This window comes from Kitasatospora sp. Ki12, from assembly GCF_054601375.1.
In genome coordinates this window covers 1,296,743-1,315,734 of record NZ_BAAIHT010000002.1, presented here as the reverse complement: position 1 = coordinate 1,315,734, position 18,992 = coordinate 1,296,743, and the positions used below count along the sequence as shown (strand labels likewise).

Annotated in this window: 20 protein-coding genes; 11 read left to right on the top strand and 9 right to left on the bottom strand. The window is 75.3% G+C overall.

From position 1 onward, the window contains the following. Nucleotides 1-113: 113 nt before the first annotated feature. Nucleotides 114-2,306 carry an acyltransferase family protein gene (locus tag ACYP53_RS23475; protein WP_459648834.1) on the top strand — a complete coding sequence of 731 codons (2,193 nt, stop codon included), beginning with the start codon at nt 114-116 and terminating at the stop codon, nt 2,304-2,306. On the opposite strand, the gene ACYP53_RS23470 is transcribed toward ACYP53_RS23475, so the two are convergent. After that, nucleotides 2,297-2,941 (bottom strand): hypothetical protein, encoded by a 645-nt coding sequence (locus ACYP53_RS23470; protein WP_459648833.1) that lies wholly within the window; start codon nt 2,939-2,941, stop codon nt 2,297-2,299. The genes ACYP53_RS23475 and ACYP53_RS23470 overlap by 10 nt on opposite strands. A gap of 127 nt (nt 2,942-3,068) precedes the next feature. Here ACYP53_RS23470 and ACYP53_RS23465 point away from each other — a divergent pair, with 127 nt between their 5' ends. Together ACYP53_RS23465 and ACYP53_RS23460 are read left to right on the top strand one after the other, a co-directional pair. Beyond that, a complete protein-coding gene (locus ACYP53_RS23465) occupies nt 3,069-3,299 on the top strand; it encodes a hypothetical protein (RefSeq protein WP_189924543.1) in 231 nt (76 codons plus the stop codon). A 60-nt stretch (nt 3,300-3,359) separates the two neighbouring features. Next, nucleotides 3,360-3,854 carry a hypothetical protein gene (locus ACYP53_RS23460; RefSeq protein WP_459648832.1) on the top strand — a complete coding sequence of 165 codons (495 nt, stop codon included), beginning with the start codon at nt 3,360-3,362 and terminating at the stop codon, nt 3,852-3,854. 13 nt (nt 3,855-3,867) lie between these two features. On the opposite strand, the gene ACYP53_RS23455 is transcribed toward ACYP53_RS23460, so the two are convergent. Continuing rightward, nucleotides 3,868-5,121, bottom strand: a complete 1,254-nt coding sequence (locus ACYP53_RS23455) for an RNA-guided endonuclease InsQ/TnpB family protein (protein WP_459648831.1) — start codon at nt 5,119-5,121, stop codon at nt 3,868-3,870. 161 nt (nt 5,122-5,282) lie between these two features. Between ACYP53_RS23455 and ACYP53_RS23450 the strand changes: the two genes are divergently transcribed. Further along, nucleotides 5,283-5,936: a class I SAM-dependent methyltransferase gene (locus ACYP53_RS23450; RefSeq protein WP_459648830.1), complete on the top strand. Its 654-nt coding sequence runs from the start codon at nt 5,283-5,285 to the stop codon at nt 5,934-5,936. A gap of 100 nt (nt 5,937-6,036) precedes the next feature. Further along, the gene (locus ACYP53_RS23445) at nt 6,037-6,783 is read left to right on the top strand and encodes a hypothetical protein (RefSeq protein WP_459648829.1); all 747 of its coding nucleotides are present in this window, start codon (nt 6,037-6,039) and stop codon (nt 6,781-6,783) included. Between the two features lie 90 nt (nt 6,784-6,873). Here the strand turns inward: ACYP53_RS23445 and ACYP53_RS23440 are convergent, their stop codons facing one another. The 4 genes from ACYP53_RS23440 to ACYP53_RS23425 all read right to left on the bottom strand — a co-directional run bounded on the left by ACYP53_RS23440 (nt 6,874) and on the right by ACYP53_RS23425 (nt 10,410). Then, nucleotides 6,874-7,929 carry an SDR family oxidoreductase gene (locus ACYP53_RS23440; RefSeq protein ID WP_459648828.1) on the bottom strand — a complete coding sequence of 352 codons (1,056 nt, stop codon included), beginning with the start codon at nt 7,927-7,929 and terminating at the stop codon, nt 6,874-6,876. 118 nt (nt 7,930-8,047) lie between these two features. Next, complete coding sequence (locus ACYP53_RS23435) at nt 8,048-8,629, bottom strand: TetR/AcrR family transcriptional regulator (protein ID WP_459648827.1); 582 nt, start codon at nt 8,627-8,629, stop codon at nt 8,048-8,050. A gap of 81 nt (nt 8,630-8,710) precedes the next feature. Continuing rightward, nucleotides 8,711-9,334, bottom strand: coding sequence for a histidine phosphatase family protein (locus tag ACYP53_RS23430; RefSeq protein WP_459648826.1), 624 nt, complete (start codon nt 9,332-9,334; stop codon nt 8,711-8,713). Nucleotides 9,335-9,447: 113 nt separating this feature from the next. Then, a complete protein-coding gene (locus ACYP53_RS23425; protein ID WP_459648825.1) occupies nt 9,448-10,410 on the bottom strand; it encodes an aldo/keto reductase in 963 nt (320 codons plus the stop codon). A gap of 74 nt (nt 10,411-10,484) precedes the next feature. Between ACYP53_RS23425 and ACYP53_RS23420 the strand changes: the two genes are divergently transcribed. The 4 genes from ACYP53_RS23420 to ACYP53_RS23405 all read left to right on the top strand — a co-directional run bounded on the left by ACYP53_RS23420 (nt 10,485) and on the right by ACYP53_RS23405 (nt 13,829). Further along, nucleotides 10,485-11,498 (top strand): ArsR/SmtB family transcription factor, encoded by a 1,014-nt coding sequence (locus tag ACYP53_RS23420; protein WP_459648824.1) that lies wholly within the window; start codon nt 10,485-10,487, stop codon nt 11,496-11,498. 87 nt (nt 11,499-11,585) lie between these two features. Further along, complete coding sequence (locus tag ACYP53_RS23415) at nt 11,586-12,554, top strand: glycerophosphodiester phosphodiesterase (RefSeq protein WP_459648823.1); 969 nt, start codon at nt 11,586-11,588, stop codon at nt 12,552-12,554. Between the two features lie 10 nt (nt 12,555-12,564). Further along, nucleotides 12,565-12,957 carry a response regulator transcription factor gene (locus ACYP53_RS23410; RefSeq protein WP_189924525.1) on the top strand — a complete coding sequence of 131 codons (393 nt, stop codon included), beginning with the start codon at nt 12,565-12,567 and terminating at the stop codon, nt 12,955-12,957. Nucleotides 12,958-13,103: 146 nt separating this feature from the next. Next, nucleotides 13,104-13,829, top strand: a complete 726-nt coding sequence (locus ACYP53_RS23405) for a rhomboid family intramembrane serine protease (RefSeq protein ID WP_459648822.1) — start codon at nt 13,104-13,106, stop codon at nt 13,827-13,829. Nucleotides 13,830-14,112: 283 nt separating this feature from the next. On the opposite strand, the gene ACYP53_RS23400 is transcribed toward ACYP53_RS23405, so the two are convergent. Next, entirely contained in the window at nt 14,113-15,312 is a 1,200-nt protein-coding gene (locus ACYP53_RS23400) for an MFS transporter (protein ID WP_459648821.1), read from the bottom strand. Nucleotides 15,313-15,371: 59 nt separating this feature from the next. On the opposite strand from ACYP53_RS23400, the gene ACYP53_RS23395 reads away from it, so the two are divergent. Next, nucleotides 15,372-16,385, top strand: a complete 1,014-nt coding sequence (locus ACYP53_RS23395; protein ID WP_459648820.1) for a transcriptional regulator — start codon at nt 15,372-15,374, stop codon at nt 16,383-16,385. A 120-nt stretch (nt 16,386-16,505) separates the two neighbouring features. Here ACYP53_RS23395 and ACYP53_RS23390 read toward each other — a convergent pair whose 3' ends face one another. Next, on the bottom strand, nt 16,506-17,591 hold the full coding sequence (locus ACYP53_RS23390; protein WP_459648819.1) for an RNA-guided endonuclease InsQ/TnpB family protein: 1,086 nt from the start codon (nt 17,589-17,591) through the stop codon (nt 16,506-16,508). Beyond that, on the bottom strand, nt 17,588-17,758 hold the full coding sequence (locus ACYP53_RS23385) for a helix-turn-helix domain-containing protein (RefSeq protein WP_459648818.1): 171 nt from the start codon (nt 17,756-17,758) through the stop codon (nt 17,588-17,590). The genes ACYP53_RS23390 and ACYP53_RS23385 overlap by 4 nt, the downstream gene beginning before the upstream one ends. 134 nt (nt 17,759-17,892) lie before the next feature. On the opposite strand from ACYP53_RS23385, the gene ACYP53_RS23380 reads away from it, so the two are divergent. Continuing rightward, complete coding sequence (locus tag ACYP53_RS23380; RefSeq protein ID WP_459648817.1) at nt 17,893-18,990, top strand: hypothetical protein; 1,098 nt, start codon at nt 17,893-17,895, stop codon at nt 18,988-18,990. Nucleotides 18,991-18,992: the final 2 nt, after the last annotated feature.

The window sequence follows — 18,992 nt, the reverse complement described above, 5'->3', positions numbered from 1 at the left end:
CGATCCACCACTGAGACTCCTCGCGCGTCGCCCCACCGGCGCGGAATCCGCCCGGCCGCCCCATCGGCCCGGCGGGCCCGACCACCGCTGCCACCCTGCCAAGGAGCGCCGCCGTGCCCACGGCCGTACCGCCATCGCCTTCACCGTCCTCTTCACCGTCCTCGTCCGCGCCCTCCGCGCCCGCTCCGGGCGCCGCCGACCTGCTCCCCGGGGTCGTCCGGGTGGAGCGGGAGATCGCCGCCCCGAAGAGCACCGCCCTCGCCGACCGCGGGCAACCCCGCCGACGCGCCGCCTTCCGCCCCGACATCGAAGGACTCCGCGGCCTCGCCGTGCTGTCCGTCCTCGCCTTCCACGCCGCCGTACCCGGCCTGACCGGCGGCTACATCGGCGTCGACGTCTTCTTCGTCATCTCCGGCTTCCTGATCACCGGGATGCTGACCGGCCGCCCGCTCGGCCTGCGGGACTTCGCCGCCCGCCGCGCCCGCCGGATCCTGCCCGCCGCCGCCACCGTCCTGGTCGCCACCGCCGCCGCCGGCGGAGCCCTGCTCGACCCGCTGCGCGGCACCGACCTCGCCCGGGACCTGATCGCCGCCGCCGGCCAGTTCGCCAACTGGCGCTTCGTCGGCCAGCAGACCGACTACCTGGCCGCCGAACGCGACCCCAGCCCGCTCCAGCACTTCTGGTCCCTCGGCGTGGAGAACCAGTTCTACCTGCTCTGGGGCGTCCTGCTGCTCGGCCTCGCCCGCTACCTGCACGGGCGCCGCCGCACCCTCACGATCACCCTCGCCACCGCCGCCATCGGCGTCGTCTCCCTGGTGCTCTGCCTGCGCTGGACCCAGACCTCGGCCCCGCTGGCCTACTTCTCCACCGGCAGCCGCCTCTGGGAGTTCGCGGCCGGAGCGGGCGCGGCCCTGCTCGGCGGCGCCCTGGGCGCCCGGGCCGAGCGGCGCCCCGCCCGGTGGTCGCTGCGACTGCTCGGCTGGCTCGGCCTCGCGGCCGTCCTGGCACCGCTCTTCCTGTACGACCGCACCACCCCGTTCCCCGGCGCCGCCGCGCTGCTGCCCGTCCTCGGCACCGCCGCCGTCCTGCTCGCCGGGCACCACCCGCCGGGCCGGGCCGACGCCGGCGGTCTGCTCGCCGCCCGCCCGCTGCGCGCCGCCGGACGCCTCTCGTACGCCTGGTACCTCTGGCACTGGCCGGTGCTGACCATCGCCCAGGCCCGGTACGGCGCGCTGCCCTGGACCGCCCTGGTCGCGCTCACCGCCGCGGCCGCGCTGCCCGCCTGGCTCACCCTCCGGCTGGTCGAACAGCCGCTGCGCCACGGCAGCAGCCCGGCGCCCCGGCGCGGCCTCGCCGTCGGCGCGAGCGCCCTGGTCATCCCGCTGATCGCCGCGCTCACCCTCGGCGGCGGCACCGTCCGCGCCCTCGGGGGCACGGCGGACACCCCCGCCGTCGCACCCGCCGGGGCCGTCGACGGGCCCGGCCTGCTCGCCCCCGGCGCCCGGGTGCTCACCCTGACGCCCTCGCTGGCCCGCGCCCGCGAGGACTTCCCGCCCGGCAAGGGCTGCGAGATCCCGCTCAACGCCGACAGCAGCCCGCGCTGCCTCTTCGGCGCCGAGGACAGCCCCGACCGGATCGTGCTGCTCGGCGACTCGCACGCCGGGCAGTGGATCTCCGCCGCCCTCGCCATGGCCGAGCAGCGGCACTGGGCCCTGGAGGTCCTGGTCAAGCCCGGCTGCCCGCTGGCCACCCTCACCGTGCGCAACAACGTGCTCGGCCGCACCTTCGAGGAGTGCGACCGCTGGCGCGAGAACACCCTCACCCGGCTCACCTCCGGCCCCAAGCCGCGCCTGGTCCTCATGGCGGGCCTCAACCGGTACGGCAGCCCCGAGGAGCGCACCGAAGGCTGGACCCGCACCCTCGACCGGCTCACCGCAATCGGCGCCCCGCTCGCCTACCTCGGCGACACCCCGATGCCCGGCAAGGACATCCCGACCTGCCTGGCCGCCTCGGACGGGCGTTCGGACGCCTGCTTCTTCCCGCGCGAGACCGCCTTCGAACCCGACCCGCTGCTCGACGGCGGACTCGCCGCCCGGTACGGCGTCCGCACCCTGGACCTCGGTCCGCTGCTCTGCCCCGGCACCGGGCCCTCCTGCCCGGCCGTGCTCGAAGGCGTGGTGCTGTACCGGGACACCGGGCACATCACCGACACCCTGGCGCGGGTGCTGGCGCCCCGGCTGGACAAGGGGCTGCTGGGGGTGACCGGGGGCGCGGCGGCTCCCGGAGCGGTGCCGGCTCAGCCGTAGACGCCGCGGCAGAGCCGGGCCTGCTCCGAGCCGGCCGGCCAGCGGCCCATGCGTTCGGCCTGGTCACAGATGGTGCCCGGGCCGGCGCCCGGCACCGAGGCGCCCGCCCCCGGAGCCGCCGGGGCGGGCGCGTCCGACGCCCCGCGGGCCGGACCGGTGGCCTTCGAGCCGTGGCCCGGCTTCGGACGCGGGCTCGCCGACCCGTGCCGGGCGTCCGCCGTCCCGGCCTCGGCCGCCGCCGCCGTCCCGGTTCCGCTCGTGGTGCCGCCCTCCGGGACCGGGGCCGGCAGCGGGGACGGCGCGGGGGTGGCCGGCGCGGGGGTGGCCGGCACCGGGGACACCGGCAGCAGCCGCGCGGCCGGGTCCGAAGCGGACGGCGAGGCCTCCGGCAGGGCCGTCACGCTCAGCACGTCACCCGAGCCCGGACCGCACATCACCAGCACGGACGCCAGCACGGCGCCCGTGCCCACCGCCGCGGCCGCCCACACCCGGCGCGACCGGCGCCGGGGCGCGCCGGTCGATGCGGCGGCGGTGGAAGCCGTGGTGGTCGCGAGCGGAGGAGCGGTGGGGACCGGAGGGGGCTGCCACGCGTCCCGCGGCCACTGCCACTGCCCTCCGGTGGGCTGCTCAGTCATGTGCTCGTCCTTCCCGCAGCCCCCCGTCGTACCTTTCCGTGCTCAACGAGCGCGCCGACGCCGGGACATGACCCGGAAGAGGGGTCTGAGCGGGCGTTGATTGCCACCGCGCCACATGCTTGGGGTCATGGAGACCAACAGCACGTCCGCACCCGTGGTCGAGGTGGCCGAGTTCCGGACCGACAGCCGCTACCGCCTCGTCCACTTCGAGGGCCACGGCTGGGAGCCACTCGCCCCCGAGGAGTTCGAGCCGCGTATCCACGAGCTCTTCCCCGACCTCGACCCGCGCGACCCCGAGCGCGTCCGCTGGGCCGACCGCCCCTGGGAATGGCCCGCCTGGCACCCCGGCGAGGCCTGAACGCATGCCCTACGGCGGTCCCGCTCCACGGCGCGGCCGGGCCTTCGTTACGCTGAGCGGGTGAGTGTGGATCACTTCTGGCGCCGCCTGCCCGGTCAGGCCGTCGACACCTGCTCGCCGGAGGAACTCGGCGAACTCGTGCCCCGGGACCGCGACGTCCGGTACGACCGGCTGGCCGCCGCCGGGCTCGCCCTCGGAGTCCGGCGCACCGCCGTGCTGATGGAACTCGCACTCACCGAGAACGGCCTGCACCCCGATCCGGCCGCCCGGCTGCCCGTCTACGGCGGCGAGCGCCCCGAACCGGGCACCGGGATGCCCGTGCTGCGCCCCGACCAGGTCGTGGCGGCCTCCGCCTTCCTGCGCGGCTCGGCGCTCGGCGAACTCGTCCGCCAGCAGGACAGCATCCTCGCCCGGACGGTCGCGCACCTCGGCTACCCGGCGCCCTGGTCCGAGTCGGTGGCCGCCCGGGTCGTCCACGACCTGCGCGAACTGCGGGACTTCTTCGCCGGGGCGGCCGCCGCCGGCGACGCGGTGATCGTCCGGGAGGCCCATTGACATCCTCCCCGCCCTAGCGGACGGGGATTCCTCCCGCGCCCGCGGCACGGGCACCCGTGCGTGGCGGGTCGCCGAGGCGGGTTCCCCGTTCGACGGGCCGTGCCTGGCGTGGGATCGCCACGCCGGGTCTTGCCGGTCCTCCAGGGGCGTTCAGCCTGTCCGCCTGCCCGGCGGCCAGGATGTTGCGAGCAGCGTTGAGGCCACGGTCGTGCAGCACGCCACACGCCGTACAGGCCCATTCCCTCACGTGCAGGGGTTTGGGGCCGTCGCGGTGTCCGCAGTCCGAGCAGATCTGGGAGGACGGGAACGCACGGGGCACGATGCCGACGTGCCGTCCGTAGCGGGCGGCCTTCTCTTCGAGGAGACGCCGGAAGGTGGACCATCCGGCGTCGTGGACGGACTTGGCGAGGCGGCCTCGGCCGAGGCCGCGCACGTTCAGATCCTCCAGGTACACCGCTTGAGTTTCGCGGATGATCCTGGTGGTCTGCTTGTGCAGCCAGTCCATGCGGGTGTCGGCCACCTTGGCGTGCGCCCTGGCGACCTTGCGCCGGGCCTTGGCCCGGTTCTTCGAGCCCTTGGCCTTGCGGGACAGTTCCCGCTGCGCGGCCTTGAGCTTCCTCTCGGCCTTGCGGAGGAAGCGCGGGTTGTCGATCACCGTGCCGTCGGAGAGGACGGCGTAGGTGGTCAGCCCGAGGTCGATGCCGACCTCGGCATCGACCTCGGGCAGGTGCTCGGGTTCGACGTCCACGACGAAGCTCGCGTGGTACCGGCCGGACGGGTCCAGCACGACCGTCACGGACGACGGGTCGGCGGGCAGTGCCCGCGACCACTTCACCCGCACATCGCCGATCTTCGCCAGGTTCAGCTTCCCGTTGGAGCGGATGCGGAACCCGTTGCGAGTGAAGCGCAGACTCTGCCGATTGTCCTTGCGGGACTTGAACCGGGGAAGACCCACCGGGCGGCCCTGCCGCTTGCCGGACACCGAGTCGAAGAAGTTCCGGTACGCCGTGTCCAGATCCCGAAGGGACTGGATCAACGGATCCACCCCCACCGAGGCCAGCCACGCCCGCTCCGCCGTCTTCTTCGCCCCGGTGATCACCAGCTTCTGCAGATCCGCGCTCCCGGGGTACGGCCGCCCGGCCTTCCGGGCCTCCTTCCGTGCCGCGAGAGCGTCGTTGTACACCACCCGGGCACACCCGAACGTCCGGGCCAGCGAAGCTCGCTGACCACCCGTCGGGTAGATGCGATAGGAGTGCCGAAGGTGCACACGACCAACCTACCGACAGGCACTGACAACGCCTCGCGTCAGAACCTCCGAAGATCACTCCGCCGCTACGTGGCCCTGAGCCAAACCCCCTCCCCCACCCGCCGGGCGGGGGGACCCCCATCTCCCCGGCCTGAAGGCCAGGGCATCCTGGGAGATCAAAGGTGAACGACATCGGCAGCAGCGGAAACGGCGAGCTCCCGAGCACAGCGGGATACGGCGAGGCGGCCGAACAACTCGCGGTCCAGTACGAGAGCGTGAGCTTCGCCGAGGTCCACGGCGAACTGCTGCACCACTACCCGGCGCCACCCGCCGCCGTCCTCGACATCGGCGCCGGCACCGGCCGCGACGCCGCCGCCCTCGCCGCCCTCGGCCACCGGGTGGTGGCCGCCGAACCCACCCCCGAACTCCGCGCCCACGGCGAGCGGTTGCACGCGGGATCGGGCATCCGCTGGCTCCCCGACGCACTGCCCGGGCTGCCGGGACTCCTCGCCGAGGGCGAGCGCTACGACCTCGTCCTGCTCACCGCCGTCTGGATGCACCTCACCCCCGCCGAACGCCCGCCCGCCATGGACGCCCTCTCCACCCTCCTCGCCCCCGGCGGCCGCCTCGCCCTCACCCTCCGGCACGGCCCCGTCCCACCCGGGCGCCGGATGTTCGACCTCCCGCCCGAGCACACCGTCGACCTCGCCACCGCCCGCGGCCTGCGCCTCCTGCACCGCACCACCCGCGGCGACCTGCACGGCCGGGGCGCCGTGCACTGGACGGAGCTGGTCTTCGAACGGCCGGCCGGCTCCACCCCGGTCGGGGACTCGTGACGACGGACCGGACCGTCCGGACCCCGCCGTCCGGACCCCGCCGACCTGACCCCGCCGTCCGGATGCTTGCCGCAAACACGGGCACGGTAGCGTCCGTCAGATGTCGAAGCGTGGACGAGGGAATCGTTTGACCGCCGTGGCCGCCGTAGCCGTTCTCGGCGGCGGGCTCGCGATCAACGCGTGGATCAACCGGGGCCCGGAAACCAAGGTCTACGAGGGCCCCGTGGCCGGCTATCCGCTCCTGGCCAGCTCGGACGGCCGGACGCTGACCCTCAGTATCGGCTGGGGCTGTGAGAAGCGGCCCGAGCTCGTGGTGCGCGAGTCCGCCGACGCGGTGAAGGTGTCCCTGCGGCACACCGTCGCCCCGGGGTTCTGCGACCCGGGCGGCTACGGACAGATCACCACCCACCTGAACAAGCCGCTCGGGACCAGGGCGATGCACGACGCCACCGGCAAGCCCGCCGTCCACTTCGACGAGCGCGACCTCCGCCGGCCCGCGTTCCTGCCGGAGAACTACTATCCCTATCCGGCAGGCAGGATGGCCCAGGTGCCCGGGTTGACCCCGCTCCCGACCGACACCCCGGCCTGGGCCATCGGGTACACGCTGGGCACGGAGCCCGACGTACACGGGTCCCTGATCATCAGTCAGATTCGTCGGAGCAGCACGCCGCCGGACGGCCGGGCCGCCACCGTCAAGGGGCACCCCGCGACCGTCACCCAGGACGGCAACGGCAGTCCCCGTTCGCTGACGTGGTCGGACGGGACCTACACCTTCGTCGTCACCACCGGCGCCCCACCGAGGCTCTCGGACGAGGAGCTGATCCGCGTCGCGGAGAGCCTCGGGTAGCCGGCGCCGCGACTCCCGTGGGACGTCCACGCCGCTCCTCGGCGGCGCCGGCGCACAGGAAGTCGGCCCGGCCGACTTCCTGTGCGGGTCTCATGAGGCCCCGAAGTCCTCCTCGACCAGGCGGGTGGCCCAGCGGGTCAGGGCGGGGGTCAGCGGCGGGTGGGTGAGGCCGGCGGCGGTGGCGAGGCGGTCGGCGGAGGCGGTGTCGTAGCGGTCCTCGGAGAGGAAGGTGAGGGTCTCGGGGTCGGCGCCGGTGAGGGCGCGGGGGAGGCGGCGGACCAGGCGGACGGGGATCAGGCCCCGGGGTGGGCGGACGCCCAGGTGGGACGCCAGGAGGCCGATCAGCTCGGGGAGCGCCGGGGTCGCGGGGTCGAGGACGGTGTGGGCCCGGAACGGGGCGCGGTCGTGCTCGGGGACGGCGGTCAGGAAGCGGGCCAGGTGGTCGACGGTGACGACGGGCAGGAAGGTGCGCCGGGTGCCGGGCAGCAACGGGAGGCGCCCGCGGTGGAGTTGGCGGACCAGCTGGGCCAGGCCGAGGTACTGGCCGGCCTCGCCGGTCCGGGAGTGGCCGATCACGCTGCTCGGGTTGACGGTGGTGAGCGGCACGCCGAGGCCGGGCGCGGTGACGCGGACGGCGGCGTCGCCGAGCTGCTTGGAGGCCTCGTACGCGCCGAGGCGGGTGTAGAGCGCGGAGGTCGCGCGCTCGTCCAGCGGGTAGCGCGGGGCCGGGTCGCGGCCGACGCGGTAGCCGGAGAGGTGGACCAGCCGGCGTAGTCCGGGCCGGGTGGCGGACCACCGCAGCGCGTGCAGGGCGCCGTGCACGTTGGGGGGTTCGGCCTGGGCGCGGGTGAGGCCGAAGTCGTAGCGGGCGGCGAGGTTGTGGACGTCGCGGACTCCGGTGAGCAGGTCGTCGTCCTCGGGGGAGAGGCCGAGGCCGGGGCGGGTGAGGTCGGCGGCGACGGTGGTCAGGGCGGTGTCGTCGGCGCCGTGCGCGCGCAGCCAGTGCCGGAGGGTGGTGGCACGGGCGGGGTCGCGGACGGCGGCGGCCACCGGCTCGCCGCGGGTGAGGAGTTCGAGGACCAGCCAGCGGCCGAGGAAGCCGGTGGCGCCGAGGACGAGCGTGCGGGGCGGCGGGACGGACGTCATGCTGCGCTCCAGGACTCAGGGACTCAGGGACTCAAGAAAATCAGTAGACCGGTCTGCATATTTTTCGGGTACGCGAAGGCGCGGGCGCGCCGCCGGGCGAACGGCGGCGCGCCCGCGGCTACGCGTCGTGCTTGCCGAGCAGGTGCCGGACGGCGTGCCGGGCGTGGTCCAGCGGTTCGCGGCTGCGCCGGACGGAGGCGAGCAGGACGGCGCCCTCCAGCAGGGCGAGCACCTGGCCGGCGGCGGTGTCGGCCTCGGCCGGGCCGAAGCCCTCGGCCTCCAGCCGCCCGGCCAGGACCCGCTGCCAGCCCCCGTACACCTCGGCGCAGACCGCCCGCAGCGCCTCGTTGGTGCCCGCTGTCTCCAGGGCGACGGTCGCGATCGGGCAGCCGCTGCTGTAGTCGGACTTCACCAGGCGCTCGGCGAAGGCCTCGACGAGCAGCTCGGTGAGGGCGGCGGTGTCGGCGCCCTCGGCGGCCGGTGCGCTGAGCAGCGCCTCGACCTCCTGGCCGGCCTCGGTGAGGGCGGCCGCCACCAGCTGGTCCTTGCCGCCGGGGAAGTGGAAGTAGAGCGAGCCGCGCGGGGCGCCGGTGGCGGCCACGATCCGGTTGAGGCCGGTCCCGAAGTAGCCCTGCGCCTCGATCAGTTCCCTGGTGCCGGCGATCAGCCGGGCCCGGGTCTCCTCGCCCTTGACTCCCATGCGGGCGATAGTAGACCGGTCTGCATATTCCTGTCGACGGCGAGGGGGCGAGGGAGAGCCGAGGGGCAGTCACCCTCCGGATCAGTAGCGCAGTTCGGGCGGGAACCCGGTCCAGCACAGCTCCTCGGGCAGGTGCCCCTGGTCGTTCAGCAGCAGGATGCCGGCCGGTCGGCCGGGCGCGTAACGCAGCACGGTCAGACCCGTGTTGGCGGAGTTGAGGCCGAGCCAGCGCCAGGCCGGGGCACCCAGGGTGTGCCGGACCAGCCACCCGATCAGGAAGGCGTGGGTGACGACCAGCTCGTGCCGCTCCGCGCCGCCCGGCACCGGACCGGTGAACCGCTCGATCGCCCGCCGTGCCAGCACCGGCCCGGTCGCCAGCTCCTCGGGGGTGGTGTCCGCGAGGAAGTCCAGCAGGTAGTCCGCGCTGTCCTCGGGCAGTTCGGCCCGCTCCGGCATGTGCGGGACGTAGTCGCCCGCCTCCTCGCACACCACCGGCGGAACACCGTCCAGCTGCTCCGCGACCAGCCGCGCGGTCTCGGCGGCCCGGGGCAGCGGACCGTGGTGCAGCGCCGAGATCGGCCGGCCCGCCAGCCGCCGGCCCAGCAGGGCGGCCTGGCGGCGGCCGGTGTCCGTCAGCCCGCTGCCGTCGGGCGCGGCCTCGCCGTGGCGGGCCAGGTAGAGGTAGCGGGTGGCGAGGTCGGTCATGCTCGGGGCTCCTCAACAGGATCGAGGTCAAGTCGTCCCGAGCGACGCGCGACGGGCCCCGCCCGGTTCCGGGGCCGGTTCGGCCGGTGGCGGCCCTGCCCTGGTGGGCCGGTTCAGCCGGTGGCGGTCTCGCCGTGGTGGGCCTGGTCGAGCAGGGCCAGCTCCTCCGCCGTCAGCCGCAGCGCGCCGGCCGCGATGTTGTCCTCCAGGTGCGCCACGTCGCCGGTGCCCGGGATGGCCAGCACGTGCGGGCCGCGCTGGAGCGTCCAGGCCAGGCGGACCTGCGCGGTGCTCACCCCGCGCGCCTCGGCGACCGTCCGCACCGCGGTGGGCTCGCTCGCGCCCGCGCCGCCCTCCCGGCCCGCGCCGGCGATCGCGTAGAAGGGGACGAAGGCGATGCCCAGCTCGCCGCAGAGCCGCAGCACCTCGTCCTGGGCGGCGGAGGCGCCGATGCCGTACGGGTTCTGCACGCAGACCACGGGGGCGACGGTCCGGGCCTCGGCGAGCTGGTCCGGGTGGACGTTGGAGACGCCGAGGTGGCGGATCAGTCCGGCCTGCCGCAACTCGGCCAGGGCGCCGAAGCGTTCGGCGACGGAGTCGGTGCCGACGACGCGCAGGTTGACCAGGTCGAGGTGGTCGCGGCCGAGCTCGCGCAGGTTCTGCTCGACCTGGGCGCGCAGCCCTTCCGGGGTGCGGGCGTGCTCCTCCCACCGGCCGTCGAGGCTGCGGGCCGGGCCGACCTTGGTGGCGATGACCAGGTCGTCGCCGTAGGGCGCGAGCGCCCGGTTGACCAGCTCGTTGGCGGAGCGCAGCGGGGAGAAGTAGAAGGCAGCGGTGTCGATGTGGTTGACGCCCAGTTCGACGGCGCGGCGCAGCACCCGCAGGGCCTGCTCCCGGTCGCGCGGCACGGCGTCCGGGGTGAGCGCGGGGCCGGTCTGCGGCAGGCGCATGGTGCCGAAGCCGATGCGGTGGACGGCGCGGTCGCCGAGGGTCCAGGTGCCGGCGGCGGCAGCGGTCACGGGGGTGCCGGGGGCGGCGGGTGCGAGGGGTACGGGGGTGGTGATCTGGGAAGTCATGCCGATCATGATCGCTGCTGCACTAGCCTGACCGCCAATGATTCGAACATGACTGAATCCACGGGGGTGGGGGCTTGACGGCCGAGCTGCTGTTCACGGCGGGCGACCTGGCGCGGATGCGCTTCGCGGTCTCCCCGATGTGGGAGGTCGGCCCGAGCCTGCGGCTGCTGCGCTCGGGGCTCGCCCACCCCGTCCACCGGCCCTGGGCGGACCAGGTGCGGCCCCGGCTGGCGGCGCTCGGCCCGGCCTACGCGCTGCTGGCCGAACTCGTCCCGCCCGCCGGGTATGTGCCGGACTTCATCAACCCGGCCCCCACCGGCCCCGCCCCCACCCTGGCGGAGGAACTGGCCGCGATCAGGGCCACCCCGGCCGAGCGGGTCCGTCACGACCTCGACCGGCTCGGGGGCGGCCTCGACCGGGCCGGGGACGGCCGCGGCGGGCTCGGCCCCCGGCTGCGCGCCCTGTACGGCGATCCGGCGGGCGGACTGGTCCGGCTCACCGAGGCGGTCGAGGCGTACTGGGAACTCGCGCTCGCCCCGTACTGGGCGCGGATCCGCGCCGTCCTGGACGCGGACGTGCTGCACCGGGCCCGGCAGGCCGCCGAGCACGGCGCGGCCCGGGTGCTGAACGACCTGCACACCGAACTCCGCTGGACCGAGGACACCCTGCGGCTGCGCCACCGCACCCGCCCGCTGCCGGGCCGCACGGCGGGGGCGGGCCTGCTGCTGGTCCCGTCCGCCTTCACCGGCCCGGCGCTCTACACCCGCCTCGCTCCGCCGGAGCCGCTGCAGCTCGCCTACCCGGCGCGCGGCATCGGCACGCTGTGGACCGGCGCCCCGGCGGCCGGCACCGAGGCGCTGGCCGCGGTCCTCGGCCGCTCCCGCGCCCGGCTGCTCACCGAGCTGGCGGCCCCGGCGTCCACCACCGAGCTGGCCCGGCGCACCGGACTGTCCGCGTCGGCGGTGTCCCAGTACCTGACGGCCCTGCGGGACGCCCGCCTGGTCAGCGCCCACCGGGCCGGGCGGTCGGTGCTGTACGCGCGGACGGCCTCGGCGGAGGCGCTGCTGGCGCCGCTAGGGGAGGGCTGACGGGGTGTTCCTCCGCCTGCCGCAATCGTCGGCCGGCTTCCCGGTGTCGTCTGGCCCGATCCGTCCGAGGTCCGTAGCGTGCGGGACATGACCTCCAGTCGGCACCCCCGGAACCCGCGCCGCCGGGCCGCCCCCGTCGCCGCGCTGCTCGGTGTCGCCCTCGGCACCGTCGCGCTCACCGGGGCCCCGGCGCCGGCCCCCGTGCCGCGGGCCGCACCGCAGCAGGACGGACCGCAGCAGGGCGAACCGCAGCAGGGCGCGCCGCGGGACGGGTCGGCCGCCCACGCCGGGCTCCGCCGGGCGGGCGCGCCGCCGACCGTCTACGCGCACCGCGGGGCGTCCTCGGCCGCGCCCGAGAACACCCTGGTCTCGGACGAGGTCGCCCGGCGCGGCGGCGCCGAGTGGATCGAGAACGACGTCCAGCCGAGCCGGGACGGCGTACCGTACGTGCTCCACGACGACACGGTGGACCGCACCACCGACGGCAAGGGCCGCATCCGCGACCTGACCGCCACCCAGCTGGACACGCTGGACGCCGGCTCCTGGTTCGCCCCCGCCTACGCGGGCACCCACCTGCCGACGCTGGCCGCCCAGCTGGAGGACCTGCGCACCCGCGGCGGCAGGCTGCTGCTGGAGATCAAGGGGCCGCACACCCGCGAGGAGGTGGCCAGGATCGTCCGCGAGGTGCGCGACCACGGCATGACCGGCCGGGTCTTCGTCCAGAGCTTCGAGGCGGACGCCCTGCGGTACACCCGCGAGCTCGCCCCCGAACTCCCGCTCGGCCTGCTCCGCGCCACCCTGGACGCCGACCCGGTCGCCACCGCCCGCGAACTCGGACTGGCCGCCTACAACCCCTCCGACGAGGCGCTGTCCGCCCGGCCCGACGTGATCCGGGACCTGCACGCCGCCGGGGTGGCCGTCAACGTCTGGACGGTCGACCAGCCCGCCCGCTGGAAGGCCCTCACCACCGCCGGCGTCGACGGCATCATCACCAACCGCCCCGCCGAGCTGGCCGGTTGGACGGCGGCCTGGTCGCCGTCGAACAACCCGGGTTAGGCTGCCCGGCGTGACGGAGGAGCAGGCGGCGGGTGGCCGGCCGGCGGAGCGGACGAGCGCCGAGGAGTTCGTCCTGAGGCACTTCGGGCGGCTCCCGGAGCCGCAGGGCTCGCTGAGCGCCTTCGACGGGCGGCTGGTCGTCGACCTGGACACCAAGGCCGTCACCGTGGACGGCCGGGACGTACGGCTCACCCACGCCGACGTCCGACTGCTGCGCGGTCTGATCGAGCTCGGCGAGGGCGTGCACCAGCCGCACGTGATCATGGGGAAGGTCTACGGCGCCCCGCTCCTCACCCACGAGCTCGGGTTCCCGATGACCGTCCTGAGGACCGAGCTCGGCGAGCCCTCCTGGATCGAGCGGACCGAGGACGGCTACGCCCTGCGGCCCCCGGAGCAGGCGTAGGACCTGTTCGGGCTCCGCGGTGCGAGTGTGACGGCCGTCATGCCGGATCCATGATCATCTGCCCTGGTGCCGGGTCCGGTCCGACCGGGATGATGGGCCGTCGGCCGGGCGGGACCGCCCGGGTCTGTGGCAACGGGGGGTCGGCGATGTCGCCGCACGAGATCGGGTTGTACGCGAGCGCGGCCGTGGTGGTCGGGGTGGGGTTGCGGACGCTGGTGCTGGCCGGCTCCGGAGCCGGCGGTCCGGCGGCCGGAGGGCCCTCGGCCGGAGGGCCGGGCGAGGTGCTCGCCGCCGTCCGTACCGCTCTGGCATGTCGCCCGTGGGCCACGTTCGCGCTGTTCGCCGTGATGGCGGTGATGGCCGTGGTCCAGTACGCCGTGCCCGCCGTGGTCGAGGACCTGATGCGGCAGCCGGACGCGCTGCACGACGGACAGTGGTGGCGGGCCGGAACGGCGCTGCTGGTGCAGTCCTCGGGCCTCGTCCAGATCGCGTTCAACCTGCCGGCCCTGCTCATGATCGGCGCCGTCGCCGAGACGGTCCTCGGGTGGTGGCGGACCCTGGCCGTCTTCCTGGTCAGCGGTGTCCTCGCCCACGTGGTGAGCCTGGCCGGCTGGGCGCCGCGCGGTGGCGGCGACTCGGTGGCCGTCTGCGGTCTGCTGGGCGCGCTGGCCGTCACCTGCCTGCGGCGCGGGAACCTCCGCGGCCCCGGACTCAAGGCGAACTGGTACCTGCTGCTCGTCCCGGCGGCCGCCGTGTTCCTCTGCGCGCTGCGGAACAACCACGGCGCGGGCCTGCTGGCGGGCTGTCTGCTCGGGCTGGTCCTCGCACCCGGCGCGACGCCCGGGCCGAGCAGCCGGCCCGTCACGGCCTGACGGCGGGGGCACGCCTCCCGCACCGAGAGGTCCCCGAAGGCCGCCCGGCCGGCGGGGCGGCAGGTCCGGATCGTCACCCCGGCGCCGGAAGCCGCGCGCCGGGGCCGAGGACCACCGGAAGGGGCAGCGGGTGGCACTCGTCGATCAGGTCATGGGCCGTCAGCGAGCGGGCCGGCGCCCGGCTGCCGTGGATCCGCCGCTCGTCGTCCGGGCCGAGTCCGTCCTTCAGCCGGGCGACACCGCCGGCGTCTCCTCGCGGGCCGTGTCGGCGATTCCCCGCGGGTCAATCCGGCAGGCCCGCCGCCGGGAGCGGGTCCCGGCGGGCCGGGGCGCGGCGCAGCCCCGGTGCCAGCAGCAGGGTGGTGGCGAGCGACGCCGCCGCGGCCGTCGCCATGCCGGTGGCCGGGGAGGTCAGTTCGGCCACCCCGCCGGCCAGTGCCGCGCCGGCCCCCTGCATGGCGAGCATCCCGGAGCTGTGCAGGCCCAGCGCCTGCCCGCTGAGCTCGTCGGGGGTCAGCGCCGTCAGCCGCTCCTGCAGCAGCAGCCCCGACGCGTACCCGAAGGTGGCGACCGTGACCAGTGCCAGGGCAACCGGCAGCGCCGGTTCGAAGGCGAAGAGCAGGTACGGGGCGGCGAGCAGGACGCACAGCGGGACGGCCAGCCGGTCCCGCCACCCGGCAGGCAGGAGGCGGCCCGCGACGGCGTCGCCGGCCAGCATGCCGACGGCCCCGCAGGCGAACAGCGTGCCCGCGTCACCGGGGGAGTACGGGACGTAGAGCGACTCCGCCCCGACGATCAGGCCGCTCGGCAGCCACAGCGCGAGATAGACGTACCGGCGGGGTGCGCAGGACCAGAGCCGGGCGTTGGTGCGCCACGTCCCGGCGACCGACGCCGGCCCGGTGCCCCGGGGCGGCCGCCGGCTGAGCCCGAACCGCGCCACCGCGGCCGCGGGCAGGTACAGGCCGGCGGCCAGCAGCAGGGTGCCGCGCGCCGAGAGCACCGTCACCAGCGCTCCGCCGAGCGCGAAGCCGCCGATCTGGACGATCCCGGCCGCCATGGTGAGGACGGAGCGCCCGAGCAGGTAGCCGTCCCGGGTCAGGACCTCGTTGAGCAGCCCGTACCGCACGCCGCCGCCGACCGACCCGGCCATGCCGAGCGGCAGCAGCGTCGCGAACACCGCCCAGACCGGCAGCCCCGGCAGCGCCTGTACGGCGGTGCCCGCGCCGAGCAGCAGGCCGAGGCCGGTCAGGGCGGCGCGCGGTGGCAGCCGGTCCGCGCCGGACAGCACGGTGGCCGCGCCGACCAGCTGGGCCAGCGCGGGTCCGAACACGGCGAGGGAGGAGAGCAGGGCCGAGCCGGTCCGGTCGAACACCAGGACGCCGAGGGCGAGCCCGCTCACCGTCTGGGCCGCGGTCTGCCCGGCCGAGGCGAGCAGGAGCGGGGCGAACTCCGGGGTACGGAAGAGCTGTCGGTACGTACGCATGCGGCAGAGTCTCGGCGGGCCGGCGGACGGGCCGTTACTCTTTCGCGGGGAGGCGAAAGATGAGCTGGTGGCGGGTCGACGCGGACACCCTCGCCGGGGGCCGCTTCGTCACCTCCCCCCTGGCCGAGACGCTCGCCGGGCTGAAGACCCTGCACCGTGGCACCGCGGCGCACCCGGGCGAGCGCCACTGGCTCGCCGCCCACCTGGCCGGCTACCGCGAGCGCCTGGCCGCGGACCCGGTCACGGCGGCCCTGGTCGGGGCCGCGCTGGGGCGCCGCTGGAACGCGACCTTCCTCACCCCCACCCCCCTCGGTGACGGCGGTCCGACCTTCGCCGAGGAGCTGGAGCAGGTCCGCGGCACGCCGCCCGCCGTCGTGCGCGCCGACCTGGCGGAGACCCTGGGCGGTGCGCTGCCGGAGCCGCTGCGGCGCGACGACCTGGCCCCGCGCGCCGCCGACCTGCTGGAGTGGGTGTGGACGGAGACCGTGCTGCCCTCCTGGCCGCGCCGCCGCCGGATCATCGAGGCCGATGTTCTCGCCCGGACCGCCCGGCTCGGATCGCACGGCTGGGCCGCCACCCTCGACGACCTGCGGCCCGGGATGCGCTGGCTCGGAGCGGACCGCCTGCGGGTCACCGGCGGGGACGGCCCGCCGCTGCAACTCTCCGGGGCCCGGCTGATGTTCGTCCCGGTGACCCCGGCGCAGAGCTGGGTCTGCTGGGACGTCCCGGCGGTCGACGGCCGGCGGGCGGGCCCCGGCGGGCGGTACGCGGTCGTCTACCCGTGCGCGGGGGTCCTGGCCGACGACGGGCGCCGCCCGGTGCCGACGGCCCTGGCCGCCCTGCTCGGCTCCGCGCGCGCCGAGCTCCTCACCCTGCTCGACACGCCGAAGACCACCACCCAGCTGGTGGCCCTCACCGGCCGACCCCTGGGCGCGGTCGGCGGGCACCTGCGGATCCTGCGCGAGGCCCGGCTGGCCGAGCGGCGACGCGCGGGCCGCGTCGTCCTGTACCGGCGGACTACGGCCGGCCGGGTCCTGGTCGACGCGCAGCGGTCCGGGCCCGCGGCGCTGTGACGTCGCTGCCGTGACGACGGCGTCGTGCGGGCGCGCCGTCGCGGGACCCGGCCGGCATCCCCGGCGGTGCCCTGCCCCGGGTCGCATACTGACGGCATGACCGTTGACATCCTCCCCGCCCTAGCGGACGGGGATTCCTCCCGCGCCCGCGGCACAGACACCCGTGCGTGGCGGGTCGCCGAGGCGGGTTCCCCGTTCGACGGGCCGTGCCCGGCGTGGGATCGCCACGCCGGGTCTTGCCGGTCCTCCAGGGGCGTTTAGCCTGTCCGCCTGCCCGGCGGCCAGGATGTTGCGAGCAGCGTTGAGGTCACGGTCATGCAGCACACCGCACGCCGTACAGGCCCATTCCCTCACGTGCAGGGGTTTGGGTCCGTCGCGGTGTCCGCACTCCGAGCAGAGCTGGGAGGACGGGAACGCGCGGGACACGATCCCGATGGTCCGTCCGTAGCGGGCCGCCTTCTCTTCGAGGAGCCGCCGGAAGGTGGACCATCCGGCGTCGTGGACGGACTTGGCGAGTCGGCCACGGCTGAGGCCGCGCACGTTCAGGTCCTCCAGGTACACCGCTTGGGTTTCGCGGATGATCCTGGTGGTCTGTTTGTGCAGCCAGTCCATGCGGGTGTCGGCCACCTTGGCGTGCGCCCTGGCGACCTTGCGCCGGGCCTTGGCCCGGTTCTTGCTGCCCTTGGCCTTGCGGGACAGTTCCCGCTGCGCGGCCTTGAGCTTCCTCTCGGCCTTGCGGAGGAAGCGCGGGTTGTCGATCACGCTGCCGTCGGAGAGGACCGCGTAGGTGGTCAGCCCGAGGTCGATGCCGGCCTCGGCATCGACCTCGGGCAGGTGGCCGGGTTCGACGTCCACCACGAAGCTCGCGTGGTAGCGGCCCGCCGCATCCAGCACGACCGTCACCGAGGACGGGTCGGCGGGCAGAGCGCGCGACCACTTCACCCGCACATCGCCGATCTTCGCCAGGTTCAGCTTCCCGTTGCCCCGGAGACGGAACCCGTTACGGGTGAACCGCAGCGACTGCCGGCCATCGTGCTTCGACTTGAACCGGGGAAGCCCGATCGGCCGACCGGCGCGCTTACCGGACACCGAGTCGAAGAAGTTCCGGTACGCCGTGTCCAGGTCCCGAAGGGACTGGATCAGCGGATCCACGCCGACCGAGGCCAGCCACGCCCGCTCCGCGGTCTTCTTCGCCCCGGTGATCACCAGCTTCTGCAGATCCGCGCTCCCGGGTACGGCCGCCCGGCCTTCCGGGCCTCCTTCCGTGCCGCGAGAGCGTCGTTGTACACCACCCGGGCACACCCGAACGTCCGGGCCAGTGAAGCTCGCTGACCCGCCGTCGGGTAGATGCGATAGGAGTACCGAAGGTGCACACGACCAACCTACCGACAGGCACTGACAACGGCTCACGTCAGAACCTCCGGAGACCGCTCCGCCGCTACGCGGCTCCGCGTCAAACCCCCATTCCTCCCCGGCCTGAAGGCCGGGGCATCCTGGGAGATCAAAGGTGAATCAGGTGGCGGGGGGCGGTGCGGGTACGGGCCGGCGCGAGGTGCTGCGGGTGGGCGCGGCGGCACTGCTGCTCGGCGCCGCGGGGTGTACGGGCAAGGGCAAGCCGCAGACCGCGGCCCCGAGTTCGAGCGGCGTGGCGAGCACGTCGACGGCGGGAACAGCCACGCCCGAAACGCCCACGTCTGGAGCGCCCACGCCCGAAACACCCACGTCTGGAGCGCCCACGCCCGAAACACCCACGCCTGGAACGTCCGCGCCGACCCCGCTGCCCGAGCGGCCGCTCTGGCAGCCCGGACCGGACGAGATCCAGCCTGACGTCAAGCGCCGCGCCGTCGAGCTGGTCGCGGCGCTGGGTGCCTGGCCGCCCGGCGGGCAGGGTGTGGAGGCGGCCCGGGCCCGGGTGGCGGCGCTCGGTCTGCCGCCCGCGCTGGCCGAGCAGGCCGGGCCGTTGGCCCCGGCGGCGGCCGAGGCGAGCCTGGAGGTGGTCGTCGCCCAGTACGGCGGGATCCTCGACGACTCGGCGAGCGTGCTGGTGGTCTGCCGGCAGTGGACCAGGGGTCCGGACGGTTCGGTGGCCGAGGGTGGCACCACCGTGGACGTCCGGCTGAGCCGGGCCGAACCGCGGTGGACCGTCACCGCCCTGCACCCGGGGGTCGCGGGCCCGGCGGCGGCCGCACTGTCCGCGACGGTGGCCCGGGTGCTGGCCGAGCCGAGGATCGAGCTGCCGCCCGAGGCGGCGGCGGACCTGCGCGGCGGCGCCGTCCACGAGAGCGTGCTGGAGGCGATGCTGCGGCTGGCCGGCCCGTACACGCTGTCGGTGAGCGTGGTGCGGACCGGCCACCCGTTGGACGTCTTCGGGACGACCCGGCCCAGCGACCATCCGCTGGGCCGGGCCTTCGACGTCTGGCGGATCGACGGCATGGCCGTGGTGGACCGGGCCACGCCCCGGCAGCTGGTCGAGTCCTTCATGCGGGACGCGGCCGCCGCCGGTTCGTACAACGTGGGCGGTCCGGTGGCGATCCCGGGCGCCGGCAGTCAGTTCTTCACCGACGACACCCACCACGACCACTGCCACGTCGGGTTCAACCACTAGGA